The organism is Enterobacter cloacae complex sp. HYC042_NIDB, assembly GCF_056673315.1.
The window spans coordinates 3584280-3605962 of the sequence record NZ_CP109650.1; the positions used below are offsets into that span (position 1 = coordinate 3584280).

Consider the following 21683-nt stretch of genomic DNA (forward strand, 5'->3'; position numbering starts at 1 on the left):
GTGGCTTATGCCGCCCCTTATTCCATACTGATCCCCATTATTTCCTTGCAGTATATAGATATGCGAATTCCTTACTTCCCCCTACCTGCTTAGCAGGTATGCTGGGTCGGTATCCCAATTTCATACAGTTAAGGACAGGCCATGAGTAAGATTTATGAAGACAACTCGCTGACTATCGGTCATACGCCCCTGGTTCGACTGAACCGTATCGGTAATGGACGCATTCTGGCGAAGGTCGAATCACGCAACCCGAGCTTCAGCGTAAAATGCCGCATCGGTGCAAACATGATTTGGGATGCTGAAAAACGCGGCGTGCTGAAGCCAGGCGTTGAGCTGGTGGAACCGACCAGCGGTAACACCGGTATCGCTCTGGCCTATGTTGCTGCCGCACGCGGCTACAAGCTGACCCTGACCATGCCGGAAACCATGAGCATCGAACGTCGCAAACTGCTCAAAGCGCTGGGGGCGAACCTGGTCCTGACCGAAGGCGCGAAGGGCATGAAAGGTGCCATTCAGAAAGCGGAAGAGATCGTGGCCAGCGATCCGGCGAAATATCTTCTGCTGCAGCAGTTCAGCAACCCGGCTAACCCTGAAATTCACGAGAAGACCACCGGCCCGGAAATCTGGGAAGATACTGACGGCCAGGTTGACGTATTTATCTCCGGCGTCGGCACCGGCGGCACGCTGACCGGCGTGTCTCGCTATATTAAAGGCACAAAAGGTAAAAAAGAGCTGATTACCGTTGCCGTTGAACCTACCGACTCCCCGGTTATCGCTCAGGCGCTGGCGGGCGAAGAGCTCAAGCCTGGCCCGCATAAAATTCAGGGCATCGGCGCGGGCTTCATTCCGGGTAACCTGGATCTGAAGCTGATCGATAAAGTCGTTGCCATCACGAACGAAGAGGCCATCTCTACCGCGCGTCGTCTGATGGATGAAGAAGGCATTCTGGCGGGTATCTCTTCCGGTGCGGCCGTTGCGGCAGCGCTCAAACTTCAGGAAGATGAAGCCTTTACCAATAAGAATATTGTGGTTATCCTTCCTTCCTCGGGTGAGCGTTACTTGAGCACCGCACTGTTTGCCGATCTGTTCACGGAAAAAGAGCTGCAACAGTAGTGCCAGTATGTTAATAACGCGTAAAAAAGCACCTTTTCGGGTGCTTTTTTGTGGCCTGCTTCAAACTTTTGCCCCTCCTGGCATTGCTTCACCCCGATGTGTCTGGTATTTAAACCAGCAATTATTTTGAAGCGTGAAATTAATCAGTGAACGAAATACCCTTGCTGAATCGATTTTATGATTTGGTTCAAGTCTTCCTTTCGCTGCATAATGTTTAATGACGATTGAAACGTCAGCGCTAACAATACAGGCTAAAGTTAAGCCGCCAGGCTAGACTTTAGTTCCACAACACTAAACCTATAAGTTGGGGAAATACAATGTTCCAGCAAGAAGTTACCATTACCGCTCCGAACGGTCTGCACACCCGCCCTGCTGCTCAGTTTGTTAAAGAAGCGAAAGGCTTCACTTCTGAAATCACTGTAACTTCCAACGGCAAAAGCGCTAGCGCAAAAAGCCTGTTCAAACTGCAGACTCTGGGCCTGACTCAGGGCACCGTTGTTACCATCTCTGCTGAAGGTGAAGACGAGCAGAAAGCAGTTGAGCATCTGGTTAAACTGATGGCTGAGCTCGAGTAAGTTTCCGGGTTCTTTTAAATATCAGTCACAAGTAAGGTAGGGTTATGATTTCAGGCATTTTAGCATCCCCGGGTATCGCTTTCGGCAAAGCACTGCTGCTGAAAGAAGACGAGATCGTCATCGACCGGAAAAAAATTTCTGCCGACAAGGTTGATCAGGAAGTTGAACGTTTTCTGAGCGGTCGTGCCAAGGCATCTGCGCAACTGGAAGCGATCAAAACTAAAGCTGGCGAAACTTTCGGTGAAGAAAAAGAAGCCATCTTCGAAGGGCACATCATGCTGCTCGAAGATGAGGAGCTGGAGCAGGAAATCATAGCCCTGATTAAAGATAAAGGCATGACGGCCGACGCGGCTGCGCATGAAGTTATCGAAGGTCAGGCAACTGCCCTGGAAGAGCTGGATGATGAATACCTGAAAGAGCGTGCGGCTGACGTACGTGACATCGGTAAGCGCCTGCTGCGCAACATCCTGGGCCTGGCCATTATCGACCTGAGCGCGATTCAGGATGAAGTGATCCTGGTTGCCGCTGACCTCACCCCGTCTGAAACCGCACAGCTGAACCTGAAAAAGGTTCTCGGTTTCATCACCGACGCGGGTGGCCGTACCTCCCACACCTCAATCATGGCGCGTTCTCTGGAACTGCCTGCCATCGTGGGCACCGGTAGCGTCACCTCTCAGGTGAAAAACGGCGACTATCTGATTCTGGATGCCGTAAACAATCTGGTTTACGTCAACCCAACTAACGAAGAGATCGAAAAACTGCGCGCGGTTCAGGAGCAGGTTGCGACTGAAAAAGCGGAACTCGCTAAGCTGAAAGACCTGCCAGCCATCACCCTGGACGGCCATCAGGTAGAAGTGTGCGCAAACATCGGTACCGTACGCGACGTTGATGGCGCTGAGCGCAACGGTGCGGAAGGTGTTGGTCTCTATCGTACAGAATTCCTGTTCATGGACCGCGACGCGCTGCCAACGGAAGAAGAGCAGTTTGCTGCGTATAAAGCCGTCGCAGAAGCGTGTGGCTCACAGGCGGTTATCGTCCGTACCATGGACATCGGTGGCGACAAAGAGCTGCCGTACATGAACTTCCCGAAAGAAGAGAACCCGTTCCTGGGCTGGCGTGCCGTGCGTATCGCGATGGATCGTAAAGAGATCCTGCGTGACCAGGTTCGCGCTATCCTGCGTGCCTCCGCTTTCGGTAAGCTGCGCATCATGTTCCCGATGATCATCTCTGTTGAAGAAGTGCGTGCACTGAAGAAAGAGATCGAAATCTACAAACAGGAACTGCGCGACGAAGGTAAAGCATTTGACGAGTCAATTGAGATCGGCGTGATGGTGGAAACACCAGCGGCGGCGACCATTGCGCGTCATTTAGCCAAAGAAGTTGATTTCTTTAGTATCGGTACCAATGATTTAACGCAGTACACCCTGGCAGTTGACCGTGGTAATGATATGATTTCACATCTCTACCAGCCAATGTCACCGTCCGTACTGAACTTGATCAAGCAAGTTATTGATGCTTCTCATGCAGAAGGTAAATGGACTGGCATGTGTGGTGAGCTTGCAGGCGACGAACGTGCTACACTTCTGTTGCTGGGTATGGGTCTGGACGAATTCTCTATGAGCGCCATTTCCATCCCGCGCATTAAGAAGATTATCCGTAACACGAACTTCGAAGATGCGAAGGTGTTAGCAGAGCAGGCTCTTGCTCAACCGACAACGGACGAGTTAATGACGCTGGTTAACAAGTTCATTGAAGAAAAAACAATCTGCTAATCCACGAGATGCGGCCCAAATTACTGCTTAGGAGAAGATCATGGGTTTGTTCGATAAACTGAAATCTCTGGTTTCTGATGATAAGAAAGACTCCGGAACTATTGAGATTGTTGCTCCGCTCTCCGGCGAGATCGTCAACATCGAAGACGTGCCGGATGTAGTGTTTGCTGAGAAAATCGTTGGTGATGGCATTGCTATCAAACCAACTGGCAACAAAATGGTTGCTCCAGTTGACGGCACCATCGGTAAAATTTTTGAAACCAACCATGCGTTCTCTATCGAATCTGATAGCGGTATCGAACTGTTCGTTCACTTCGGTATCGACACCGTTGAACTGAAAGGCGAAGGCTTCAAGCGTATCGCGGAAGAAGGCCAGCGTGTTAAAGTTGGCGACCCGGTGATTGAATTCGATCTGCCACTGCTGGAAGAAAAAGCCAAGTCTACCCTGACGCCGGTTGTTATCTCCAACATGGACGAAATCAAAGAACTGATCAAACTGTCTGGCAGCGTCACCGTGGGCGAAACCCCGGTTATCCGCATCAAGAAGTAATTCTTGCCGCACAGAAAAATGGCGCCTTCGGGCGCCATTTTTGTTTATGCAGGGAGGATAAGCTCGTCGTAGCCTTTCGACTGGGTATAAAGCATCACGTCAGTCACCCGATCGCCGGCCATGCGAATGGCGTCGGCAACGGTTTTCCCCTCAACAATTCCGCTCACCAGTTCTGAACAGAACAGATCCCCCGTCCCTTTCAGATCGGTTTCTACGCGGGGATGAGCGCTGACGGTCACGCCCTCACGCGTCACCAGCACCACGTGGATGTTTTGCGGGTCGTCGGCGACCGGCGCGCTGGTGATCGCCACCCATTTCAGAGTGTCAGAAAGCAACCCCTGCGCGGCGGCAATAGCGCTTTCCGGCGTCCGGCACGGCTTACCGCTTAACACTTCCAGTTCATAGACGTTTGGCGTAATCCCCTGCGCCAGCGGCAGCAGGTGTTCCCGGTAGGCTTCCGGGATATCCGGCTTCACGTACATTCCGCTGTCGATATCGCCGATAACCGGGTCGACCAGCACCAGCAGGTCAGGATGCTGCGCTTTGACCGCCCTCAGCCACTGCGCCAGCAGCGCGATCTGGCTGGCGCTGCCCATATAGCCGGTAGTGACCGCTTTAAGCTCGCGCAGGATCTCGCGCTCTTCCAGCGCCTTCAGGTAGCCGCTGAACCACTCGTCGGGGATCACCCCGCCGTAGAAGGTATCGTAGTGCGGCGTGTTGCTAAACAGCACCGTCGGCACGGCGGTGACGTTCAGCCGGTGGGTACGAATATTTGGCACCGCAATGCTGTTCCCCACGCTGCCGTAAACCACCTGCGACTGCACCGCGACAATGTCGGTTTGCTGCGCCCGGGTGTTATCCCGGAATAGAATCATCTCCATGACGCTTAAATCCCCGCCCCCTGCGAATAACTCTCTTCACCAAAGACGCCGGTAGACAAATAGCGATCGCCGCGGTCGCAGATAATCGCCACCACGACCGCACCGGGATTTGCCTGCGCCACGCGCAACGCCCCCGCTACCGCGCCCCCCGAGCTGACCCCGCAGAAGATGCCTTCACGCACGGCCAGTTCACGCATGGTATTCTCCGCCTCGCGCTGATGAATATCCAGCACCCGATCCACAAGCTGTGCATTAAAGATGCCTGGCATATACTCCGCAGGCCAGCGGCGAATGCCCGGAATACTGCTCCCCTCTTCCGGCTGCAGACCAACGATGGTGACGGCTTTCTCCTGCTCGCGCAAAAAACGCGACACGCCGGTTATAGTGCCGGTGGTGCCCATGCTGGAGACAAAATGGGTGATGCGCCCGCCGGTTTGCTGCCAGATTTCCGGCCCGGTGGTGGTGTAGTGCGCGTACGGGTTGTCCGGGTTATTGAACTGATCGAGCAGTTTACCTTCGCCGCGCTCGGCCATCGCTAACGCTAAGTCGCGCGCCCCTTCCATCCCCTGCTCTTTGGTTACCAGAATCAGCTCGGCCCCGTAGGCGCGCATCGCGGCGCGGCGTTCCTGGCTCATGTTGTCCGGCATCAGCAGCTTCATGCGGTAGCCTTTCAGCGCCGCAATCATTGCCAGCGCGATACCGGTGTTGCCGCTGGTGGCTTCAATCAGCACATCGCCTGGCTTAATTTCACCGCGTTTCTCGGCCTGGACAATCATCGACAGCGCCGCGCGGTCTTTCACCGACCCTGCCGGGTTATTGCCTTCGAGTTTGACCCAGATTTCGCTGCCGTTGGCACATCCCATGCGCTGAAGCTTGACCAGAGGGGTGTTGCCGATGGTGTGTTCGAGTGTATTCACGTTTTTTACTCAATAAAAAGCCCGGTAAGCATCACGCCACCGGGCGAAAAACATACTCAATAACCTATCAGGCTGACTCCGCCAGAGCAATATCCTCGCGCGTCTCAATCCGCTCCTTACCGTTATAGATGCGCGCATGCTGCAGCCCGACAAACAGGCGCTCACCCCGGTGCGGCGGGACGTCGTCGCGCATGACCACGGTCAGCGGCTCGGTATACCAGCCCAGCGGCTGTACCACCAATTGGGTGTAGTGTCCTTTAGGGCTAGCTTCCAGGACCTGCACCGGCAGCGGGGAATCCAGGCTGGTGCGGCGGCTGACGTCCACTTCCCACGGGCGCAGGAACAGATCGACCGGCCCCTGATGCGCGGAGGTGTAGCCCAGCGGCCAGCGGTGCGCGCCCACGTGGAACTGACCGCCGCGAATGGTGCCCTGCAGGCGGTTCACCTCGCCCATAAACTCCAGCACGAAGCGGGTCGCAGGCTCGCGCCAGAGCTGTTCCGGCTCGTCAACCTGCTCGATGTTGCCCTGGCTCATGACCACCACGCGGTCCGCGACTTCCATCGCCTCTTCCTGATCGTGGGTCACGAAGACGCTGGTGAATTTCAGCTCTTCATGCAGCTGGCGCAGCCAGCGACGCAGCTCTTTGCGCACCTGCGCATCCAGCGCGCCGAAGGGTTCATCCAGCAGCAGTATTTGCGGCTCAACGGCCAGCGCGCGCGCCAGCGCCACGCGCTGCTTCTGCCCGCCGGAAAGCTGCGCCGGGAAACGGTCCGCCAGATGCGCCAGCTGCACCATCTCCAGCAGTTTGGTTACTTTCGCCTTAATGGTTGCTGCATCCGGGCGTTCACGACGCGGCAGCACCGTCAGGCCAAAGGCGATATTGTCGAAAACGGTCATATGGCGGAACAGCGCGTAATGCTGGAAGACAAAACCCACTTTACGATCGCGGGCGTGCAGGCGGCTCACGTCGGTGCCGTGGAAGCGGATGTGCCCGCTGGTCTGGTGCTCAAGCCCGGCGATAATACGCAGCAGCGTGGTTTTACCCGAGCCAGACGGCCCCAGCAGCGCCACCATTTGTCCGGAAGGGATATCCAGTGAGATATCATTCAGCACCTGGGTGCGACCAAAAGACTTCTTAATATTGGCAATCTCAATGCTCATGATTTCCCTCCTGATGCTGACGTTTTTCCTGATTCTCTAAACGCCACTGCACCACACTCTTCAAAAACAGGGTCAAAATCGCCATCAGCGTCAGCAACGCTGCGGCAGTAAACGAGCCGATGGTGTTGTAGTCCTGCTGCAGGAGTTCAATCTGCAGCGGCAGCGACAGCGTTTCACCGCGAATCGAGCCGGAAACCACCGACACCGCACCAAACTCACCGATGGCGCGGGCGTTGGTCAGCACCACGCCGTAAAGCAGCGCCCAGCGAATGTTCGGCAACGTCACGCGGCGGAACATCTGCCAGCCGGATGCGCCAAGCAGCACCGCCGCTTCGTCTTCGTTGCTGCCCTGGCTTAACATCACCGGCACCAGCTCACGCACCACGAACGGACAGGTCACGAAGATCGTCACCAGCACCATGCCCGGCCAGGCGAACATGATCTGCAGGTTATGTTCATCCAGCCAGCCGCCCAGCGGGCCGTTGGAGCCGTAAAAGAGCAGGTAAACCAGACCGGCCACAACAGGCGACACGGCAAACGGAATATCCAGCAGGGTCAGCAGCAGCTGACGGCCCGGGAAGTTAAAGCGCGTCACCAGCCAGGCCAGCAGCGTACCGAAGACCAGGTTCACCGGCACGGTGATCAGCGCAATCAGCACCGTTAGCCAGATGGCGTGCAGCATGTCCGGGTTCGCCAGGTTCTCCAGCGCGGGCATCAGCCCCTTGCTGAACGCCTGGACGAAGATATAAATCGTCGGCACGACGAGAATGAGGGCGGACACCAGCACGCCCACGCCAATCAGAAACCATTTACCCCAGTTGATGCGGGGCGCATCGTATCGCTTCAATTGCGTAACTTCCGCCATCAGTGACCTACCACACGTCGACCAAAGCGACTTTGCAGAGTGTTAATCGAGTACAACAGCAGCAGCGAGGCCGCGAGGATCACCGAAGCAATCGCGCTTGCCGCCGGATAATCAAACTCCTGCAGGCGAATGAAAATCATCAGCGAGGTGACTTCCGTTTTCCAGGCGATGTTCCCGGCGATAAAAATCACCGCGCCGAACTCACCCAGACTGCGGGTAAACGACAGCGCGACGCCCGCCATCAGCGCCGGAGAGAGCTCTGGCAGAACCACTTTACGGAAGCTCTGCCAGCGCGTGGCGCCCAGCGTTTCCGCCGCTTCTTCGTATTCCGGACCCAGCTCTTCCAGTACCGGCTGCACGGTACGCACCACAAACGGGATGCTGGTAAAGGCCATTGCCACCGCGATCCCGAGCCAGGTATAGGTCACCTTGATGTCAAATTTCGCCAGCCACTCGCCGTACAGCCCGTTCAAGGAGAAGAGCGACGCGAGGGTTAAGCCCGCAACCGCCGTCGGCAGCGCAAACGGCAGATCCATCAGGGCATCAAGCAGCGTACGGCCCGGGAAGCGATAGCGGGTTAAGATCCACGCCATCAGCAGGCCAAACACGCCGTTAAAAATGGAGGCAACAAACGCCGACAGCAGCGTCACCTTATAGGCCGCCACCACCTGCGGGTTGGTGACCACGTCCCAGTACTGCGCCCAGCTCATCTGAGCAAGCTGCATCACCAGCGCGCTGAGCGGCAACAGCAGGATCAGGCAGACGAACAGCAGGCTGGTCCCGAGGCTTAAGGTAAAGCCCGGCAGCACGCGTTTTGTCGAGACTGCAAACATTACTTACGCCCCGCCGCCAGCAGTTTGTCTAACTCACCGCCGCTGGCAAAGTGCGTTTTCATCACCTCAGGCCAGGAGCCGAAATGATCTTCCACGCGGAACAGTGCGGTCTGCGGGAATTTGTCCTTCAGTTTGTTCATTACGTCGGGGTTGTTCACGCGGTAGTAGTAATCGGTAATGATGGCCTGCGCCTGCGGGCTGTACAGGTAGTTGAGATAGGCTTTTGCCGCTTTCTCGGTGCCGTTCGCCTGCACGTTTTTATCCACCCACGCCACCGGGAACTCAGCCAGGATGTTGGTTTTCGGAATAACCACCTCGAAGCCCTGCGCTTCGTACTGCTTGCGAATGTTGTTCACTTCGGATTCGAAGCTGATCAGCACGTCGCCCAGACCACGCTCGGCGAAGGTCGTGGTCGCGCCGCGGCCGCCGGTATCAAACACTTCGACGTTTTTCAGGAACTGGGTCATGAACTGCTCGGTCTTCGCTTTATCATTACCGTCAGCCTTGTCTGCCGCGCCCCACGCGGCTAAATAGGTGTAGCGCGCGTTACCTGAAGTTTTTGGGTTCGGGAAAATCAGCTTCACGTCGGAACGCACCAGGTCGCTCCAGTCGTGGATGTTCTTCGGGTTGCCCTTACGCACCAGGAAGCCCATGGTGGAGTAGAACGGCGAGCTATTGTTTGGCAAGCGGCTCTGCCAGTCAGCCGGGAGCAGTTTGCCCTTGTCGTGCAGGATCTGCACGTCAGTCACCTGGTTATAGGTCACGACATCTGCTTTCAGCCCCTGCAAAATCGCCAGCGCCTGCTTGGATGAACCGGCGTGGGATTGCTTGATGGTCAGCTTATCGCCATTGTTTTCTTTCGCCCACTGCTGCTCGAACGGTGGGTTAAGGGCGGCAAACAGCTCGCGGGAGACATCATACGAGCTGTTCAGCAGCTCGGTCGCCTGCGCCTGGGCCACCAGCAGTAAACCTGCCAGCGCCAGAGTTCCTTTTTTCAGTACAGTAACGGCCATTGCGCACCCTTATAAATGTGATGACTATCTTATAGTCATAATATTTATAACGGGGATGAAAGGAGTAACGGTTTTATATACCGTTTGGTGATTTACAAGCAGAAAAGGGAATAAGGGTGCGGGGAAAATTGCCGGGTGGCGCTAACGCTTACCCGGCCTACGTATGGGGAGCGTTTTACAGCGCCAGCAGGCGCTCAACGGACGGCGCAAAATAGTAGCCGCCGGTTACCGGGCGGGTGAAGCGCAGCATGGCGTCGCGCTTGCCGTCAGTGTCACCGAACATGCTCAGCAGCTGTTGCTCAATATTGTGCAGCCGCGCGCAGTAGGCGCAGAAGTAGAGGCCGTGCGTGCCGCTTGCCGTGCCGTACGGCAGGCTCTGACGAACAATTTTGAGCCCCTTGCCGTCTTCCTTAAGGTCAACGCGGGACAGGTGCGAGGTCACCGGGCGCGCATCACCGTCGATCTCTTCGTTGGCTTCCTTGGTGCGGCCAATCATCATCTCCTGGTCGTGCACGCTCATGCGGTTAAGCTGCTTGAGGTTGTGCTCCCAGCGCTGGACGAACACGTAGCTGCCGCCCGCGTCCACGCCGTCTTTGATGACCGCCACGTCGCGACGAACCTCTTCACCCGCCGGGTTTTCGGTGCCGTCAACGAAGCCGCTCAGATCGCGCTCTTCCACCCAGCGGAAGCCGTGAACCTCTTCCTGCACGTCGATGCTGTCGCCAAACGCTTCAACCGCCGCCTGAGCAACGGAGAAGTTCACGTCGTGGCGCAGAGAGAGGATGTGGATCAGCACGTCGTATTGGGTGGCTGGCGCCAGGCCTTTGCCATAAGGGATAAAGTCCTTCAGCTCTTCCGCGCCTTCGCCGCCGCTCAGCTGACGCCAGACGTTATTGCCGAAAGCGACAACGGCACCCAGATGGGCGTCCGGGAATTTGGCCTGGAAGGTGGCCAGTTTATCAACGAAAACTTTGCTGGCCGCGCGCAGGGCATCCACGTCCCCTTTAACATTGGCTTCAATCCAAATCGCCGCGCGGCAATGTTCTGGCAAAATGCCACTCTGAACCTGAGACATCGCTCCTCCTGAAATAAAGATGCCACGTCAGCGTGGCATTGATGGCGGCTATTATACCCGGATTTCAGCGAGGCGGTTTGTTCAGGCGCAAATTACTGCTTCCAGTGTATTTTGCTCACTTTCCAGCTCTTCAGCGTGTCGTCAGAGGGCATCAATCCTTCCGGACCGCTCCAGGTTCCGGTGAAGACATAGCTGATGTGCTGGCTGCCTTCCGCCTTACATTCCACCGCCACGCCATCGTCTGAAGGAGCGCTGCTGCAGTTGCCAAAGGCCTGTTTATAAAGATCGCTAAACGGGGTGCCCACCTTTACGCCGCTGGCGGTCGGAATATCTTCGTCCAGCACGGCAATGCGGTTCACCGTCCCTTTATCACCGTTAATCACCAGCGCCAGCTTGTCGCCCTTCAGCGCTTCAAAGTAACGCACAATGTTGCCATTCTCGGTTTTCATCCCGCTACGCAGGCGATAGTCACTGCTCAGGGCATCCTGAATGGCGTCCTGATCGAGCGCCGTTGACGCGGTAATTTTTCCTACGCCCTGCTCGGTCACTTCGGTGGAAGAGCCAAACCAGTTCCACGGATACGCGGCGGACCAGTTAATGGAGGAGAGCGTCGAACAGCCGGTTAACGCCAGCGGGAGAGCGCATAAAAGTAAACGCAGCGATTTCATTGAAACGTCCTTTCTAATTAAATCAACGCTTGTTGGAGTGCGGCATCGGCAAAAAGTGCCGCGCTAATCTGACTCTTGCGTAAAACAGGCGCGTAAGCGGGGATTCGTCAGCAGCCACATCAGCGCCACAATATCCGCCACCACCAGCGCGATGCCGATACCGGAAAGCGGTTCACCCAGCCACCAGAGCACGGGTTGCCAGAAAAGCAGCGCAATCTGGGCGAGGATCAGCAGCCAGCGAAGCGCACGCCACAGACGCGGGATTACATGCCGTCGACCGCTGCACAAAAAAGCCACCACCGCCGGTACGCCCGGCAGTAAGCCGAGCCAGAAGGCATCGTGGTCGGGATAAAAGAGATTCAGCAGCGTATCGCCCTGCCCGCGCGACGCACCAGCCATCACAAACAGTACCCAGGTACGGGCCTGGAGGAGCAAAACGCACCAGAATAAAAACGGCAGCCTGACGCGGCCCTGCGCGTCATAGTCAGCCGGGTGGATCTCAGTACTCTTCATCTTCGATCAGGCGCTTACCCAGCGTCAGCACGTCGGCGTGCTCGTAGCCCAGACGCTCATACATGCCCAGCACCACGTCGTTATCTTCCCGCACCATGATCTGGATTTTCGGGCAGCCGCGGGCGATGAGTTTCTTTTCCAGACGATTGAGCAGCGCGTTGGCGATGCCGCGCGCCCGGTATTCCGGGTGGACGCCCAGATAATAGGCCGAGCCGCGGTGGCCGTCGTAGCCGCCCATTACCGTCCCGACCACCTCGCCGTTCACTTCCGCGACCAGAAACAGGCTAACGTCGTGATTCACCTTACGTTCGATATCCATTTCCGGATCGTTCCACGGACGCAGCAGATCGCAGCGCTCCCAAAGGGTGATCACCTCTTCGAAATCTTCCTGGCGAAAAACGCGTATCTCCATGGTATTAACCGCCTTTTCGGGTTTAAAAACAGTGATTATGGCGTGAACGGGGCGTTTAGCCAATAACCGGGGAAAATCTCGCCAAAATTTGGCATAATGTCACTTTGTCACGTATTGAAATGAAAAGTAAAACAATTCTCAATAAGGACTGTCGTAACGGGAAACACGATACGATATAACACCAGGACCCCATTTTTCAGTATTCAGGCCGCATGAGCACATTCAAACCATTAAAAGCACTCACATCGCGTCGTCAGGTTCTCAAAGCGGGGCTGGCGGCCTTAACGTTAACGGGCATCGCTAAGCAGGCTCAGGCAAAAGACGAGAGCACGCTCAAAACCAGTAACGGACACAGCAAACCGAAAACCAAAAAGCCGGGCGCAAAGCGTCTGGTGATGCTCGATCCGGGCCACGGCGGTATTGATACCGGCGCCATCGGCAGAAACGGTTCGAAAGAAAAACACGTCGTGCTGGCAATTGCAAAAAATGTGCGATCGATTTTACGCAGCAACGGCATTGACGCCCGCCTGACGCGCACGGGCGACACGTTCATTCCGCTGTACGACCGCGTGGAAATTGCCCACAAGCACGGCGCCGACCTGTTTATGTCCATTCACGCGGATGGCTTCACAAACCCTTCCGCCGCGGGCGCGTCGGTGTTTGCCCTCTCCAACCGCGGCGCCAGTAGCGCTATGGCGAAATACCTTTCCGATCGCGAAAACCGGGCGGATGAAGTAGCCGGGAAGAAAGCCACGGATAAAGATCATCTGTTGCAGCAGGTGCTGTTCGATCTCGTGCAAACGGACACCATCAAAAACAGCCTGACGCTCGGCTCGCATATCCTCAAGCGGATTAAGCCGGTGCACCGTCTGCACAGTAAAAGCACCGAACAGGCGGCGTTTGTGGTGCTGAAGTCACCGTCTATCCCGTCCGTGCTGGTGGAAACGTCCTTTATTACCAATCCGGAAGAAGAGCGCCTGCTCGGCACCACGGCGTTTCGCCAGAAGATCGCCAACGCCATCGCCTCCGGCATTATCAGTTACTTCAACTGGTTCGATAACCAGAAAGCGCACTCCAGGAAACGCTGATGAAACCTAATGCACAGCTGGTCAAAACGTTCCTGCTGCAGCTGCAGGATGAGATTTGCCGGAAACTGGCCGCCGCAGACGGCGGTGAATTCCAGGAAGATAGCTGGCAGCGCGAAGCGGGCGGCGGCGGGCGCAGCCGCGTGCTGCGTAACGGCGGCATCTTCGAACAGGCGGGCGTGAATTTTTCCCACGTTCACGGCGACGCCATGCCCGCGTCCGCTACCGCGCACCGCCCTGAGCTGGCGGGCCGCAGCTTCGAAGCGATGGGCGTCTCGCTGGTGATCCACCCGCATAACCCGTTTGTTCCGACCAGCCACGCCAACGTCCGCTTTTTCATCGCGGAGAAGCCAGGAGCCGATCCGGTCTGGTGGTTTGGCGGCGGTTTCGACATGACGCCCTACTACGGCTTCGAAGAGGATGCCGTGCACTGGCACACCACCGCGCGGGACCTTTGCCTGCCGTTTGGCGAAGACGTTTACCCGAAATATAAAAAGTGGTGCGACGATTATTTTTACCTGAAGCACCGCGACGAGCAGCGCGGCATCGGCGGGCTGTTCTTTGACGATCTCAACACGCCGGATTTTGATACGGCATTTAGCTTTATGCGCGCGGTGGGTGAAGGGTTCACCGATGCGTACCTGCCGATTGTCGAACGCCGTAAAAACACCGACTACGGCGTGCGCGAGCGTGAGTTCCAGCTTTATCGTCGCGGGCGGTACGTGGAGTTCAACCTGGTGTGGGATCGCGGGACGCTGTTCGGCCTGCAGACCGGCGGACGCACGGAGTCGATTCTGATGTCGATGCCGCCGCTGGTGCGCTGGGAGTACAGCTACGAGCTAAAAGAAGGCAGCCCGGAGGCTGCCTTGAGTGAGTTCCTTAAAGTACGCGACTGGATTTAACTGCCGGATGGCGCTGCGCTTATCCGGCCTACTCAATCCCCAGGTCGGGTAAGCACACGCGCCCTTACAGCGGCTGCGTCTGCGCCTCAACCACCGCCAGCGCCACCATGTTCACGATACGACGCACGGAGGCAATCGGCGTTAACACGTGCACCGGTTTTGCCACGCCCATCAGCACCGGTCCTACGGTCACCCCTTCAGAGCTGGAGACGCGCAGCAGGTTGTAGCTGATACGCGCCGCTTCCACGTTCGGCATAATCAGAATGTTCGCCGATCCCTTCAGCGGGCTATCCGGCATACGTTCGTTGCGGATGCTCTCCACCAGCGCGGCATCACCGTGCATTTCCCCGTCAATCATCAGCTCCGGCGCACGCTCGCGCACCAGTTCCAGAGTCTGGCGCATTTTGCACGCCGCCGCGGATTTAGACGAACCAAAGTTTGAGTGCGACAGCAGCGCCACCTTCGGCTCAATACCAAAGCGACGCACCGTTTCCGCGGCCATCACGGTGATCTCCGCCAGCTCGTACGGGGTTGGATCGTCGTTCACGTAGGTATCTGCAATAAAGGTGTTGCCGCTCGGCAGCAGCAGCGCGTTCATCGCCCCGGCGGTATGGACGCCGTCGCGATAGCCGAAGATCTCCTGCACCACGCTGAAATGCTCGTGGTAATCGCCGATGGTGCCGCAGATCAGCGCATCTGCCTCGCCGCGATGGACCATGATCGCGCCGATGACCGTAGTATTGCTGATCACCGCCCGCTGCGCCTGTTCCTGGGTGATCCCGCGACGCTTCATGATCGCGTAATATTCGTTCCAGTACTCCTTGAAGCGCGGATCGGATTCGTTGTTAACGATCTCGAAGTCCACGCCCGGCTTAATCTGCAGGCCCAGCTTCTGAATGCGCATCTCGATCACGCTCGGACGACCAATCAGGATCGGCTTCGCCAGCCCTAAGGTGATCAGCTCCTGCGTGGCGTGCAGCACGCGCGCCTCTTCCCCTTCCGCCAGCACCACACGCTTCGCGTCTGCGCGAGCCTGAGAGAAGATCGGCTTCATAAACAGGTTAGTTTTGTAGACGAACTCGGTGAGTTTATCGACGTACGCGTCGAAATCCTGAATCGGACGCGTCGCCACGCCGGAGTCCATCGCCGCTTTGGCAACGGCTGGCGCAATTTTGACAATCAGGCGCGGATCGAACGGTTTTGGAATGATGTAGTCCGGGCCAAAGCTCAGATCCTGATCCCCGTAGGCGGAGGCGACCACTTCGCTCTGCTCAGCGTGCGCCAGCTCAGCGATGGCGTGAACGGCGGCCAGCTTCATCTCTTCGTTGATCGCCGTCGCGCCAACGTCCAGCGCCCCGCGGAAGATGAACGGGAAGCAGAGCACGTTGTTCACCTGGTTCGGGTAGTCCGAACGGCCGGTACAGATAATGGCGTCTTCGCGCACCGCCTTCGCCAGCGGCGGCAGGATTTCCGGTTCAGGATTCGCCAGCGCCAGGATCATCGGCGCGCGCGCCATTTTCTGCACCATTTCCTGGGTCAGCACTTTCGGGCCTGAACAGCCGAGGAAGATATCCGCGCCGTCAATCACGTCCTCAAGCGTGCGCTTGCCGTCATCTTCCACGGCATACGCCGCTTTGGTTTCCGCCATGTTCGGCTCGCGGTCTTTGTAGATAACACCCTTAGAGTCGCAGACCACGATATTGTGTTTCTGCATGCCCAACGCCACCAGCAGGTTCATACAGGCGATGGCCGCCGCGCCCGCGCCGGAGACCACCATGCGCACGTCGGAGAGATTTTTCTCCACCACGCGCAGGCCGTTGAGAATGGCAGCGGTGCTGATAATCGCCGTGCCGTGCTGGTCGTCATGGAACACGGGAATGTTCATACGCTCGCGCAACTTCTGCTCGATATAGAAACATTCCGGCGCTTTGATGTCTTCCAGGTTGATCCCGCCGAAGGTCGGCTCCAGCGCGGCCACCACGTTGATGAACTTATCGGGATCGAGTTCGTCCACTTCGATATCGAACACGTCGATACCGGCAAATTTCTTAAACAGAACGCCCTTCCCTTCCATCACCGGTTTACCGGCCAGGGCACCAATGTTGCCCAGGCCCAGCACCGCCGTACCGTTAGAGATAACGGCGACAAGGTTGCCGCGCGCGGTGTATTTGTAGGCCGCCAGCGGATCTTTTTCGATCTCCAGACATGGCGCAGCCACGCCCGGCGAGTAGGCCAGCGCCAGATCGCGCTGGGTCGCCAGCGGCTTGGTTGGGGAGACCTGAATTTTACCGGGGACAGGGAACTCGTGAAAATCGAGGGCACTTTGTTTTAACTGATCGTCCATCTTGTTATTCCTTTTACGTATCGGTCAGATAGTATCGCCGCTGAGCAGCGCATAAACTTTGAAGGCTGCCAAACTCTCACCATCACACATTAAAAATTGTTATCAATTTATAACAGCCATGTTACCCGTCTCAAAAGCAATGCCTGCCCCGTCTGCTATGCTTTTTTGTTAAGTCCATCATGATTTTCTCAGAAGTGTGAACTAACGCACTCATCTAACTCTTTTATTTCCAAGGAGTAATTATTTATGAACCAGCTTGACGGCATCAAACAATTCACCACCGTGGTTGCAGACAGCGGCGACATCGAGTCGATTCGCCACTATCAGCCAGAGGACGCGACCACCAACCCTTCGCTGCTTCTGAAAGCGGCGGGGCTTGCCCATTTTAGCCATCTGATTGACGACGCGATTGCCTACGGTAAACAGCGCGGGAAAACGCAGGAGCAGCAGGTTGCAGAAGCCAGCGACAAGCTGGCGGTTAATTTTGGTGCGGAAATTCTGAAAAGCATTCCGGGGCGCGTGTCGACCGAAGTGGATGCCCGCCTCTCATTCGATCAGGAAAAGAGTATTAACAAAGCGCGCCGCCTGGTGGAGCTCTACCAGGAACAGGGGATCGATAAGTCACGCATTCTGATCAAGCTCGCGTCCACATGGGAAGGCATCCGCGCGGCAGAGGTTCTGGAAAAAGAGGGGATCCACTGCAACCTGACGCTGCTGTTCTCCTTTGCCCAGGCGCGCGCCTGTGCCGAAGCGGGCGTATTCCTGATCTCGCCGTTTGTCGGGCGCATCTACGACTGGTATCAGGCGAAACAGCCGATGGACCCGTACGTGGTGGAAGAGGATCCGGGCGTGAAGTCGGTGCGTAATATCTACGATTATTACAAGCAACACCGCTACGAAACCATCGTGATGGGCGCCAGCTTCCGCCGCACCGAGCAGATCCTCGCGCTCGCAGGGTGCGACCGTCTGACCATCTCCCCTGACCTGCTGAAAAAGCTGCAGGAGAGCGACGAAACGGTGATCCGCAAGCTGGTACCGACCTCTACCGTCCTGCCAAAACCGAAAGCCATGACCGAAGCGGAGTTCCGCTGGGAGCATAATCAGGACCCTATGGCCGTGGAAAAACTGGCGGACGGCATCCGCCAGTTCGCCGTCGACCAGCGAAAACTCGAAGATCTTCTCGCCGCCAAACTTTAACCTTGCCACGGAGTGAACTATGTCCCGTAAAGAGCTCGCCAACGCCATTCGCGCCCTCAGCATGGATGCCGTACAAAAAGCCAATTCCGGCCACCCTGGCGCCCCGATGGGGATGGCCGATATTGCCGAAGTGCTGTGGAACGACTTCCTGAAGCACAACCCCACTGACCCGAGCTGGTACGACCGCGACCGTTTTATTCTCTCCAACGGCCACGCCTCGATGCTGCTCTACAGCCTGCTGCACCTTTCCGGCTACGACCTGCCGCTTGAGGAGTTAAAAAACTTCCGCCAGCTGCACTCCAAAACGCCGGGCCACCCGGAGATCGGCTATACACCTGGCGTGGAAACGACCACCGGCCCGCTGGGCCAGGGGCTGGCGAATGCCGTCGGCCTGGCAATTGCCGAGCGTACGCTGGCCGCGCAGTTCAACCAACCCGACCACGAGATTGTCGATCACTACACCTACGTCTTTATGGGTGACGGCTGCCTGATGGAGGGGATCTCCCACGAGGTCTGCTCGCTGGCGGGCACGCTGGGGCTCGGCAAGCTGATTGGCTTCTATGACCACAACGGCATCTCCATCGACGGGGAAACCGAGGGCTGGTTTACCGACGACACGGCAAAACGCTTTGAGGCCTATCACTGGCACGTGGTGCACGAGATTGACGGCCACGATCCGGAAGCGGTAAAAAAAGCGATTCAGGAAGCGCAGAGCGTGAAGGACAAACCGTCCCTGATTATCTGCCGTACCACCATTGGCTTCGGCTCGCCGAACAAAGCGGGCAAAGAAGAGGCGCACGGCGCGGCGCTGGGCGAAGAGGAAGTGGCGTTAACCCGCCAGAAACTGGGCTGGAAATATCCGCCGTTTGAGATCCCGAAAGAGATCTACAGAGCATGGGATGCGCGCGAAGCGGGTGAAAAAGCGCAGCAGGCCTGGAACGAAAAATTTGCCGCCTACAAAAAAGCGCACCCGGAGCTGGCCGCCGAGTTTTCCCGCCGCATGAGCGGCGGCCTGCCGGAAGACTGGGACGATAAAACCCAGGCGCTGATTGAAAATCTGCAGTCCAACCCGGCGAAAATCGCTACCCGTAAGGCATCGCAAAACACCCTGAACGCGATTGGCCCTCTCCTGCCTGAGCTGCTCGGCGGCTCAGCGGATCTGGCACCAAGCAACCTCACCATCTGGTCCGGCTCTAAATCCCTTAAGGAAGACATTGCCGGGAACTATATCCACTACGGCGTGCGCGAGTTTGGGATGACCGCGATTGCTAACGGCATCGCCCATCACGGCGGCTTCGTGCCCTACACCGCCACCTTCCTGATGTTCGTCGAGTACGCCCGAAACGCGGCGCGTATGGCGGCGCTGATGAAGGCCCGGCAGATTATGGTCTACACCCATGACTCCATCGGGCTGGGTGAGGATGGTCCGACGCACCAGGCGGTAGAGCAGCTGGCGAGCCTGCGCTTAACGCCAAACTTCAGCACCTGGCGTCCGTGCGACCAGGTGGAAGCCGCGGTGGGCTGGAAGCTGGCCGTTGAGCGTCATAACGGACCTACGGCGCTGATCCTGTCGCGCCAGAACCTGGCGCAGATCGAGCGCACGCCGGAGCAGGTAAAAAACATCGCCCGCGGCGGCTATATTCTCAAGGACAGCGGCGGCAAGCCGGACGTGATCCTGATTGCCACCGGTTCCGAGGTGGAAATCACGGTGAAAGCGGCGGAGAAGCTTACCGCCGAAGGTCACGCGGTGCGCGTGGTATCTCTGCCTTCAACGGATATTTTTGACGCCCAGGACGAGGCGTATCGGGAATCGGTGCTGCCTTCCAGCGTTGCGGCGCGCGTGGCGGTGGAAGCGGGTATTGCCGACTACTGGTATAAGTACGTGGGGCTGAAAGGGGCAATTGTGGGCATGCGGGGTTACGGTGAATCCGCTCCTGCCGACAAGCTGTTCCCGTATTTCGGCTTTACCGTTGAGAACGTGGTGGAGAAAGCGCTGAGCGTGTTGTAGTGCGACAGCGCCATCCGGCAAAACTAGCGAGTGATCCACAGCGTGGGCCAGGCGTCTGGCCCATTCCAGCTATCGCAGCTTGGCTCTTCCGCGTAGCGTACCAGGCGAAAACGCTGGCCGTCAAAACGCCAGCGCGTCTGGATCCCGCAGTCTCCAATACCGCGTCCCAGCGCCAGCGTCGTCAACTCACGCGTTTTCTCATCAAAGCGGGCGTTCATCAGCTCCATATCGCTGCTCTGGCTGGAGGGGGTGAACGGCAGACGTAACCTGACGCTACGGGCGGCGAACGGTTTTTTACGTGAGACCTGCCACGCCAGATCGACCGTGTTATAGGCCCCCGCTTCACAGCTGACGATCAACAGCGCTTTGTCATCCGTTAATGCAGTGACGCGTACTTCACGACGGTTAGGATCCAGCGAGCACTGGCTGTTGTTCATCCGCCACGTCCCATAATCCAGCAGATCGTTCAGCTCGCTATGCGTCAGCGGCGTCGGCGTCGGGTTCACCACGGCCACCTTTTTTAATGCCGGTGCAGGAGGCACGCTCAGCGGCGGGCTATCTCCTTTTTTAATCCATGCCGTTTCGCTGCCAACGCGCTTCTGCTGGGCGTCGATAAACAGCAGCGCCGCCTTCAGACCGACCAGCGAGATCGCCTGCTTCCCCCCGCGCAGGGTCAGCGCCTGCCCTTCCTGAATGGTTTTCAGAAACGTGGTGATGGTACCCGCATCGTCAGTTTTGAGATGCCAGGGGGTTAACTGCCAGTGCTGCGAATTGAGCTTTAACGGAACGTTGTCGAGCAGCAGGCGCGGGGCAATGTCAGGCTCTTTAACCGGCGGGGCCGAAAGCCCGCCGAGATCGATGCGCAGGCTGGCGTCCGTTTTTGCGCCTGCGCTACGACTCAGCGTCATGACCAGACCGCGATGCTCGCCGGTATTCCGGGCAAGACAAAAATTCTGGTTATTGCAGGTAACCTGCCAGTCTGAAAAAGACTGCTGCGCGGGCGCAGCCCACACCAGAGGTGCGGGTAGCACGCAGAAAAAGAAGAAAAGCAAAACGCAGTAGCGCATGAATGGCACAGCCCCGGAAACGAAAAGGTCAATCTGGGGCGTATCTTCGTGCCCAGGGCGGGCGGGCTCAATCGGATTTATCGGATAGATTTATCTGAAATACACGTTATCACGACATCGGTTTAGGGTTCATTAAGCCGCTGGTTTGCAGATACTGCAATAGGATCACCGCTTTACCGTCGCGGATCTCGCCGCTTTTCACCATCTCAACGGCCTGGGTGAAAGGCATTTCCAGCACTTCAATGTCTTCATCCTCCACGCCGCCGCCGCGATGCGTGCGCTGGGCATCGGTGTATTCCGCAATGAAGAAATGGACCAGCTCGGTCACCCCGCCAGGGGACATGAAAAGCTCAAAGACTTTTTGCACCTCGCCCACTTCAAAACCGGTCTCCTCAACGGCCTCCTTGCGGATGCAGACTTCCGGCTCATCGTCATCAAGCAGGCCGGCGCAGGTTTCAATCAGGCGCCCGTCCGCATTGCCGTTGACCCAGGTCGCGACCCGAAACTGGCGAATCAGCACCACGCTTTGCTTTTCACGGTTATACAGCAGAATGGTTGCGCCATTGCCCCGGTCGTAGACTTCGCGTTTGTGGCGAATCACGTCACCGTTCTTACGGGTTAAATCGTAAGTGATGTTACGCAGGACAAAGTAATTTTCAGAAAGGATTTTGTCTTTGATAACGGTAATGTTCAGGGACATACGGGCTCCACGGCTAAATGAGTCTGTTTAT

At 57.0% G+C, this 21683-nt stretch carries 21 protein-coding genes; 8 read left to right on the forward strand and 13 right to left on the reverse strand.

The features are described from left to right. Positions 1–141 precede the first annotated feature (141 nt). From cysK to crr, 4 genes are all read left to right on the forward strand, one after another. Positions 142–1113 (forward strand): cysteine synthase A, encoded by a 972-nt coding sequence (gene cysK / locus OKF39_RS17160; RefSeq protein ID WP_028013996.1) that lies wholly within the window; start codon positions 142–144, stop codon positions 1111–1113. Positions 1114–1430: 317 nt separating this feature from the next. Then, positions 1431–1688 (forward strand): phosphocarrier protein Hpr, encoded by a 258-nt coding sequence (ptsH, locus tag OKF39_RS17165; protein ID WP_000487600.1) that lies wholly within the window; start codon positions 1431–1433, stop codon positions 1686–1688. Positions 1689–1732: 44 nt separating this feature from the next. Further along, on the forward strand, positions 1733–3460 hold the full coding sequence (ptsI, locus tag OKF39_RS17170) for a phosphoenolpyruvate-protein phosphotransferase PtsI (RefSeq protein WP_008501604.1): 1728 nt from the start codon (positions 1733–1735) through the stop codon (positions 3458–3460). A gap of 40 nt (positions 3461–3500) precedes the next feature. Next, positions 3501–4010 (forward strand): PTS glucose transporter subunit IIA, encoded by a 510-nt coding sequence (gene crr / locus OKF39_RS17175; protein ID WP_003861316.1) that lies wholly within the window; start codon positions 3501–3503, stop codon positions 4008–4010. 44 nt (positions 4011–4054) lie between these two features. Here the strand turns inward: crr and pdxK are convergent, their stop codons facing one another. The 10 genes from pdxK to OKF39_RS17225 form a co-directional block, all read right to left on the reverse strand. After that, a complete protein-coding gene (pdxK, locus tag OKF39_RS17180) occupies positions 4055–4891 on the reverse strand; it encodes a pyridoxine/pyridoxal/pyridoxamine kinase (protein WP_028013997.1) in 837 nt (278 codons plus the stop codon). Between the two features lie 5 nt (positions 4892–4896). Further along, the gene (gene cysM / locus OKF39_RS17185; RefSeq protein ID WP_248203849.1) at positions 4897–5808 is read right to left on the reverse strand and encodes a cysteine synthase CysM; all 912 of its coding nucleotides are present in this window, start codon (positions 5806–5808) and stop codon (positions 4897–4899) included. A 67-nt stretch (positions 5809–5875) separates the two neighbouring features. Further along, positions 5876–6970 carry a sulfate/thiosulfate ABC transporter ATP-binding protein CysA gene (cysA, locus tag OKF39_RS17190; RefSeq protein ID WP_047368057.1) on the reverse strand — a complete coding sequence of 365 codons (1095 nt, stop codon included), beginning with the start codon at positions 6968–6970 and terminating at the stop codon, positions 5876–5878. Next, positions 6960–7835, reverse strand: coding sequence for a sulfate/thiosulfate ABC transporter permease CysW (gene cysW, locus OKF39_RS17195; RefSeq protein WP_063155457.1), 876 nt, complete (start codon positions 7833–7835; stop codon positions 6960–6962). The genes cysA and cysW overlap by 11 nt, the downstream gene beginning before the upstream one ends. Further along, positions 7835–8668 (reverse strand): sulfate/thiosulfate ABC transporter permease CysT, encoded by an 834-nt coding sequence (gene cysT / locus OKF39_RS17200; protein ID WP_479983186.1) that lies wholly within the window; start codon positions 8666–8668, stop codon positions 7835–7837. The genes cysW and cysT overlap by 1 nt, the downstream gene beginning before the upstream one ends. Further along, complete coding sequence (locus OKF39_RS17205; protein ID WP_059358548.1) at positions 8668–9681, reverse strand: sulfate ABC transporter substrate-binding protein; 1014 nt, start codon at positions 9679–9681, stop codon at positions 8668–8670. Before OKF39_RS17205 ends, cysT begins: the two co-directional genes overlap by 1 nt. A gap of 175 nt (positions 9682–9856) precedes the next feature. Continuing rightward, positions 9857–10756 carry a Dyp-type peroxidase gene (locus tag OKF39_RS17210; RefSeq protein WP_047368060.1) on the reverse strand — a complete coding sequence of 300 codons (900 nt, stop codon included), beginning with the start codon at positions 10754–10756 and terminating at the stop codon, positions 9857–9859. 92 nt (positions 10757–10848) lie between these two features. After that, entirely contained in the window at positions 10849–11424 is a 576-nt protein-coding gene (locus OKF39_RS17215) for an RpoE-regulated lipoprotein (protein WP_047368061.1), read from the reverse strand. 63 nt (positions 11425–11487) lie between these two features. Then, on the reverse strand, positions 11488–11937 hold the full coding sequence (locus tag OKF39_RS17220) for a DUF2919 domain-containing protein (RefSeq protein ID WP_041908792.1): 450 nt from the start codon (positions 11935–11937) through the stop codon (positions 11488–11490). Further along, positions 11924–12349 (reverse strand): GNAT family acetyltransferase, encoded by a 426-nt coding sequence (locus tag OKF39_RS17225; RefSeq protein WP_003861292.1) that lies wholly within the window; start codon positions 12347–12349, stop codon positions 11924–11926. The genes OKF39_RS17220 and OKF39_RS17225 overlap by 14 nt, the downstream gene beginning before the upstream one ends. A 212-nt stretch (positions 12350–12561) precedes the next feature. Here OKF39_RS17225 and amiA point away from each other — a divergent pair, with 212 nt between their 5' ends. Both amiA and hemF read left to right on the forward strand, forming a co-directional pair. Beyond that, on the forward strand, positions 12562–13437 hold the full coding sequence (gene amiA / locus OKF39_RS17230; RefSeq protein WP_028014006.1) for an N-acetylmuramoyl-L-alanine amidase AmiA: 876 nt from the start codon (positions 12562–12564) through the stop codon (positions 13435–13437). Beyond that, the gene (gene hemF, locus OKF39_RS17235; RefSeq protein ID WP_479983187.1) at positions 13437–14336 is read left to right on the forward strand and encodes an oxygen-dependent coproporphyrinogen oxidase; all 900 of its coding nucleotides are present in this window, start codon (positions 13437–13439) and stop codon (positions 14334–14336) included. The genes amiA and hemF overlap by 1 nt, the downstream gene beginning before the upstream one ends. 64 nt (positions 14337–14400) lie before the next feature. Here the strand turns inward: hemF and maeB are convergent, their stop codons facing one another. Beyond that, positions 14401–16680: an NADP-dependent oxaloacetate-decarboxylating malate dehydrogenase gene (maeB, locus tag OKF39_RS17240; RefSeq protein ID WP_479983188.1), complete on the reverse strand. Its 2280-nt coding sequence runs from the start codon at positions 16678–16680 to the stop codon at positions 14401–14403. 246 nt (positions 16681–16926) lie between these two features. Here maeB and tal point away from each other — a divergent pair, with 246 nt between their 5' ends. Together tal and tkt are read left to right on the forward strand one after the other, a co-directional pair. After that, positions 16927–17877 (forward strand): transaldolase, encoded by a 951-nt coding sequence (gene tal / locus OKF39_RS17245; RefSeq protein WP_028014009.1) that lies wholly within the window; start codon positions 16927–16929, stop codon positions 17875–17877. Positions 17878–17896: 19 nt separating this feature from the next. Further along, on the forward strand, positions 17897–19885 hold the full coding sequence (tkt, locus tag OKF39_RS17250; RefSeq protein WP_479983189.1) for a transketolase: 1989 nt from the start codon (positions 17897–17899) through the stop codon (positions 19883–19885). Between the two features lie 23 nt (positions 19886–19908). Here the strand turns inward: tkt and OKF39_RS17255 are convergent, their stop codons facing one another. Together OKF39_RS17255 and nudK are read right to left on the reverse strand one after the other, a co-directional pair. Further along, on the reverse strand, positions 19909–20952 hold the full coding sequence (locus tag OKF39_RS17255) for a DUF1176 domain-containing protein (protein ID WP_479983190.1): 1044 nt from the start codon (positions 20950–20952) through the stop codon (positions 19909–19911). A 109-nt stretch (positions 20953–21061) separates the two neighbouring features. Continuing rightward, a complete protein-coding gene (gene nudK / locus OKF39_RS17260; protein WP_041908784.1) occupies positions 21062–21652 on the reverse strand; it encodes a GDP-mannose pyrophosphatase NudK in 591 nt (196 codons plus the stop codon). Between the last annotated feature and the right edge of the window lie 31 nt (positions 21653–21683).

Excerpts from the sequence above, each read along its gene's own strand:
- cysK (WP_028013996.1), top strand. The coding sequence starts at position 142 with ATGAGTAAGATTTATGAAGACAACTCGCTGACTATCGGTCATACGCCC.
- ptsH (WP_000487600.1), top strand. The coding sequence starts at position 1,431 with ATGTTCCAGCAAGAAGTTACCATTACCGCTCCGAACGGTCTGCACACC.
- ptsI (WP_008501604.1), top strand. The coding sequence starts at position 1,733 with ATGATTTCAGGCATTTTAGCATCCCCGGGTATCGCTTTCGGCAAAGCA.
- crr (WP_003861316.1), top strand. The coding sequence starts at position 3,501 with ATGGGTTTGTTCGATAAACTGAAATCTCTGGTTTCTGATGATAAGAAA.
- pdxK (WP_028013997.1), bottom strand. The coding sequence starts at position 4,891 with ATGGAGATGATTCTATTCCGGGATAACACCCGGGCGCAGCAAACCGAC.
- cysA (WP_047368057.1), bottom strand. The coding sequence starts at position 6,970 with ATGAGCATTGAGATTGCCAATATTAAGAAGTCTTTTGGTCGCACCCAG.
- cysW (WP_063155457.1), bottom strand. The coding sequence starts at position 7,835 with ATGGCGGAAGTTACGCAATTGAAGCGATACGATGCGCCCCGCATCAAC.
- cysT (WP_479983186.1), bottom strand. The coding sequence starts at position 8,668 with ATGTTTGCAGTCTCGACAAAACGCGTGCTGCCGGGCTTTACCTTAAGC.
- OKF39_RS17205 (WP_059358548.1), bottom strand. The coding sequence starts at position 9,681 with ATGGCCGTTACTGTACTGAAAAAAGGAACTCTGGCGCTGGCAGGTTTA.
- OKF39_RS17210 (WP_047368060.1), bottom strand. The coding sequence starts at position 10,756 with ATGTCTCAGGTTCAGAGTGGCATTTTGCCAGAACATTGCCGCGCGGCG.
- OKF39_RS17215 (WP_047368061.1), bottom strand. The coding sequence starts at position 11,424 with ATGAAATCGCTGCGTTTACTTTTATGCGCTCTCCCGCTGGCGTTAACC.
- OKF39_RS17220 (WP_041908792.1), bottom strand. The coding sequence starts at position 11,937 with ATGAAGAGTACTGAGATCCACCCGGCTGACTATGACGCGCAGGGCCGC.
- OKF39_RS17225 (WP_003861292.1), bottom strand. The coding sequence starts at position 12,349 with ATGGAGATACGCGTTTTTCGCCAGGAAGATTTCGAAGAGGTGATCACC.
- amiA (WP_028014006.1), top strand. The coding sequence starts at position 12,562 with ATGAGCACATTCAAACCATTAAAAGCACTCACATCGCGTCGTCAGGTT.
- hemF (WP_479983187.1), top strand. The coding sequence starts at position 13,437 with ATGAAACCTAATGCACAGCTGGTCAAAACGTTCCTGCTGCAGCTGCAG.
- maeB (WP_479983188.1), bottom strand. The coding sequence starts at position 16,680 with ATGGACGATCAGTTAAAACAAAGTGCCCTCGATTTTCACGAGTTCCCT.
- tal (WP_028014009.1), top strand. The coding sequence starts at position 16,927 with ATGAACCAGCTTGACGGCATCAAACAATTCACCACCGTGGTTGCAGAC.
- tkt (WP_479983189.1), top strand. The coding sequence starts at position 17,897 with ATGTCCCGTAAAGAGCTCGCCAACGCCATTCGCGCCCTCAGCATGGAT.
- OKF39_RS17255 (WP_479983190.1), bottom strand. The coding sequence starts at position 20,952 with ATGCGCTACTGCGTTTTGCTTTTCTTCTTTTTCTGCGTGCTACCCGCA.
- nudK (WP_041908784.1), bottom strand. The coding sequence starts at position 21,652 with ATGTCCCTGAACATTACCGTTATCAAAGACAAAATCCTTTCTGAAAAT.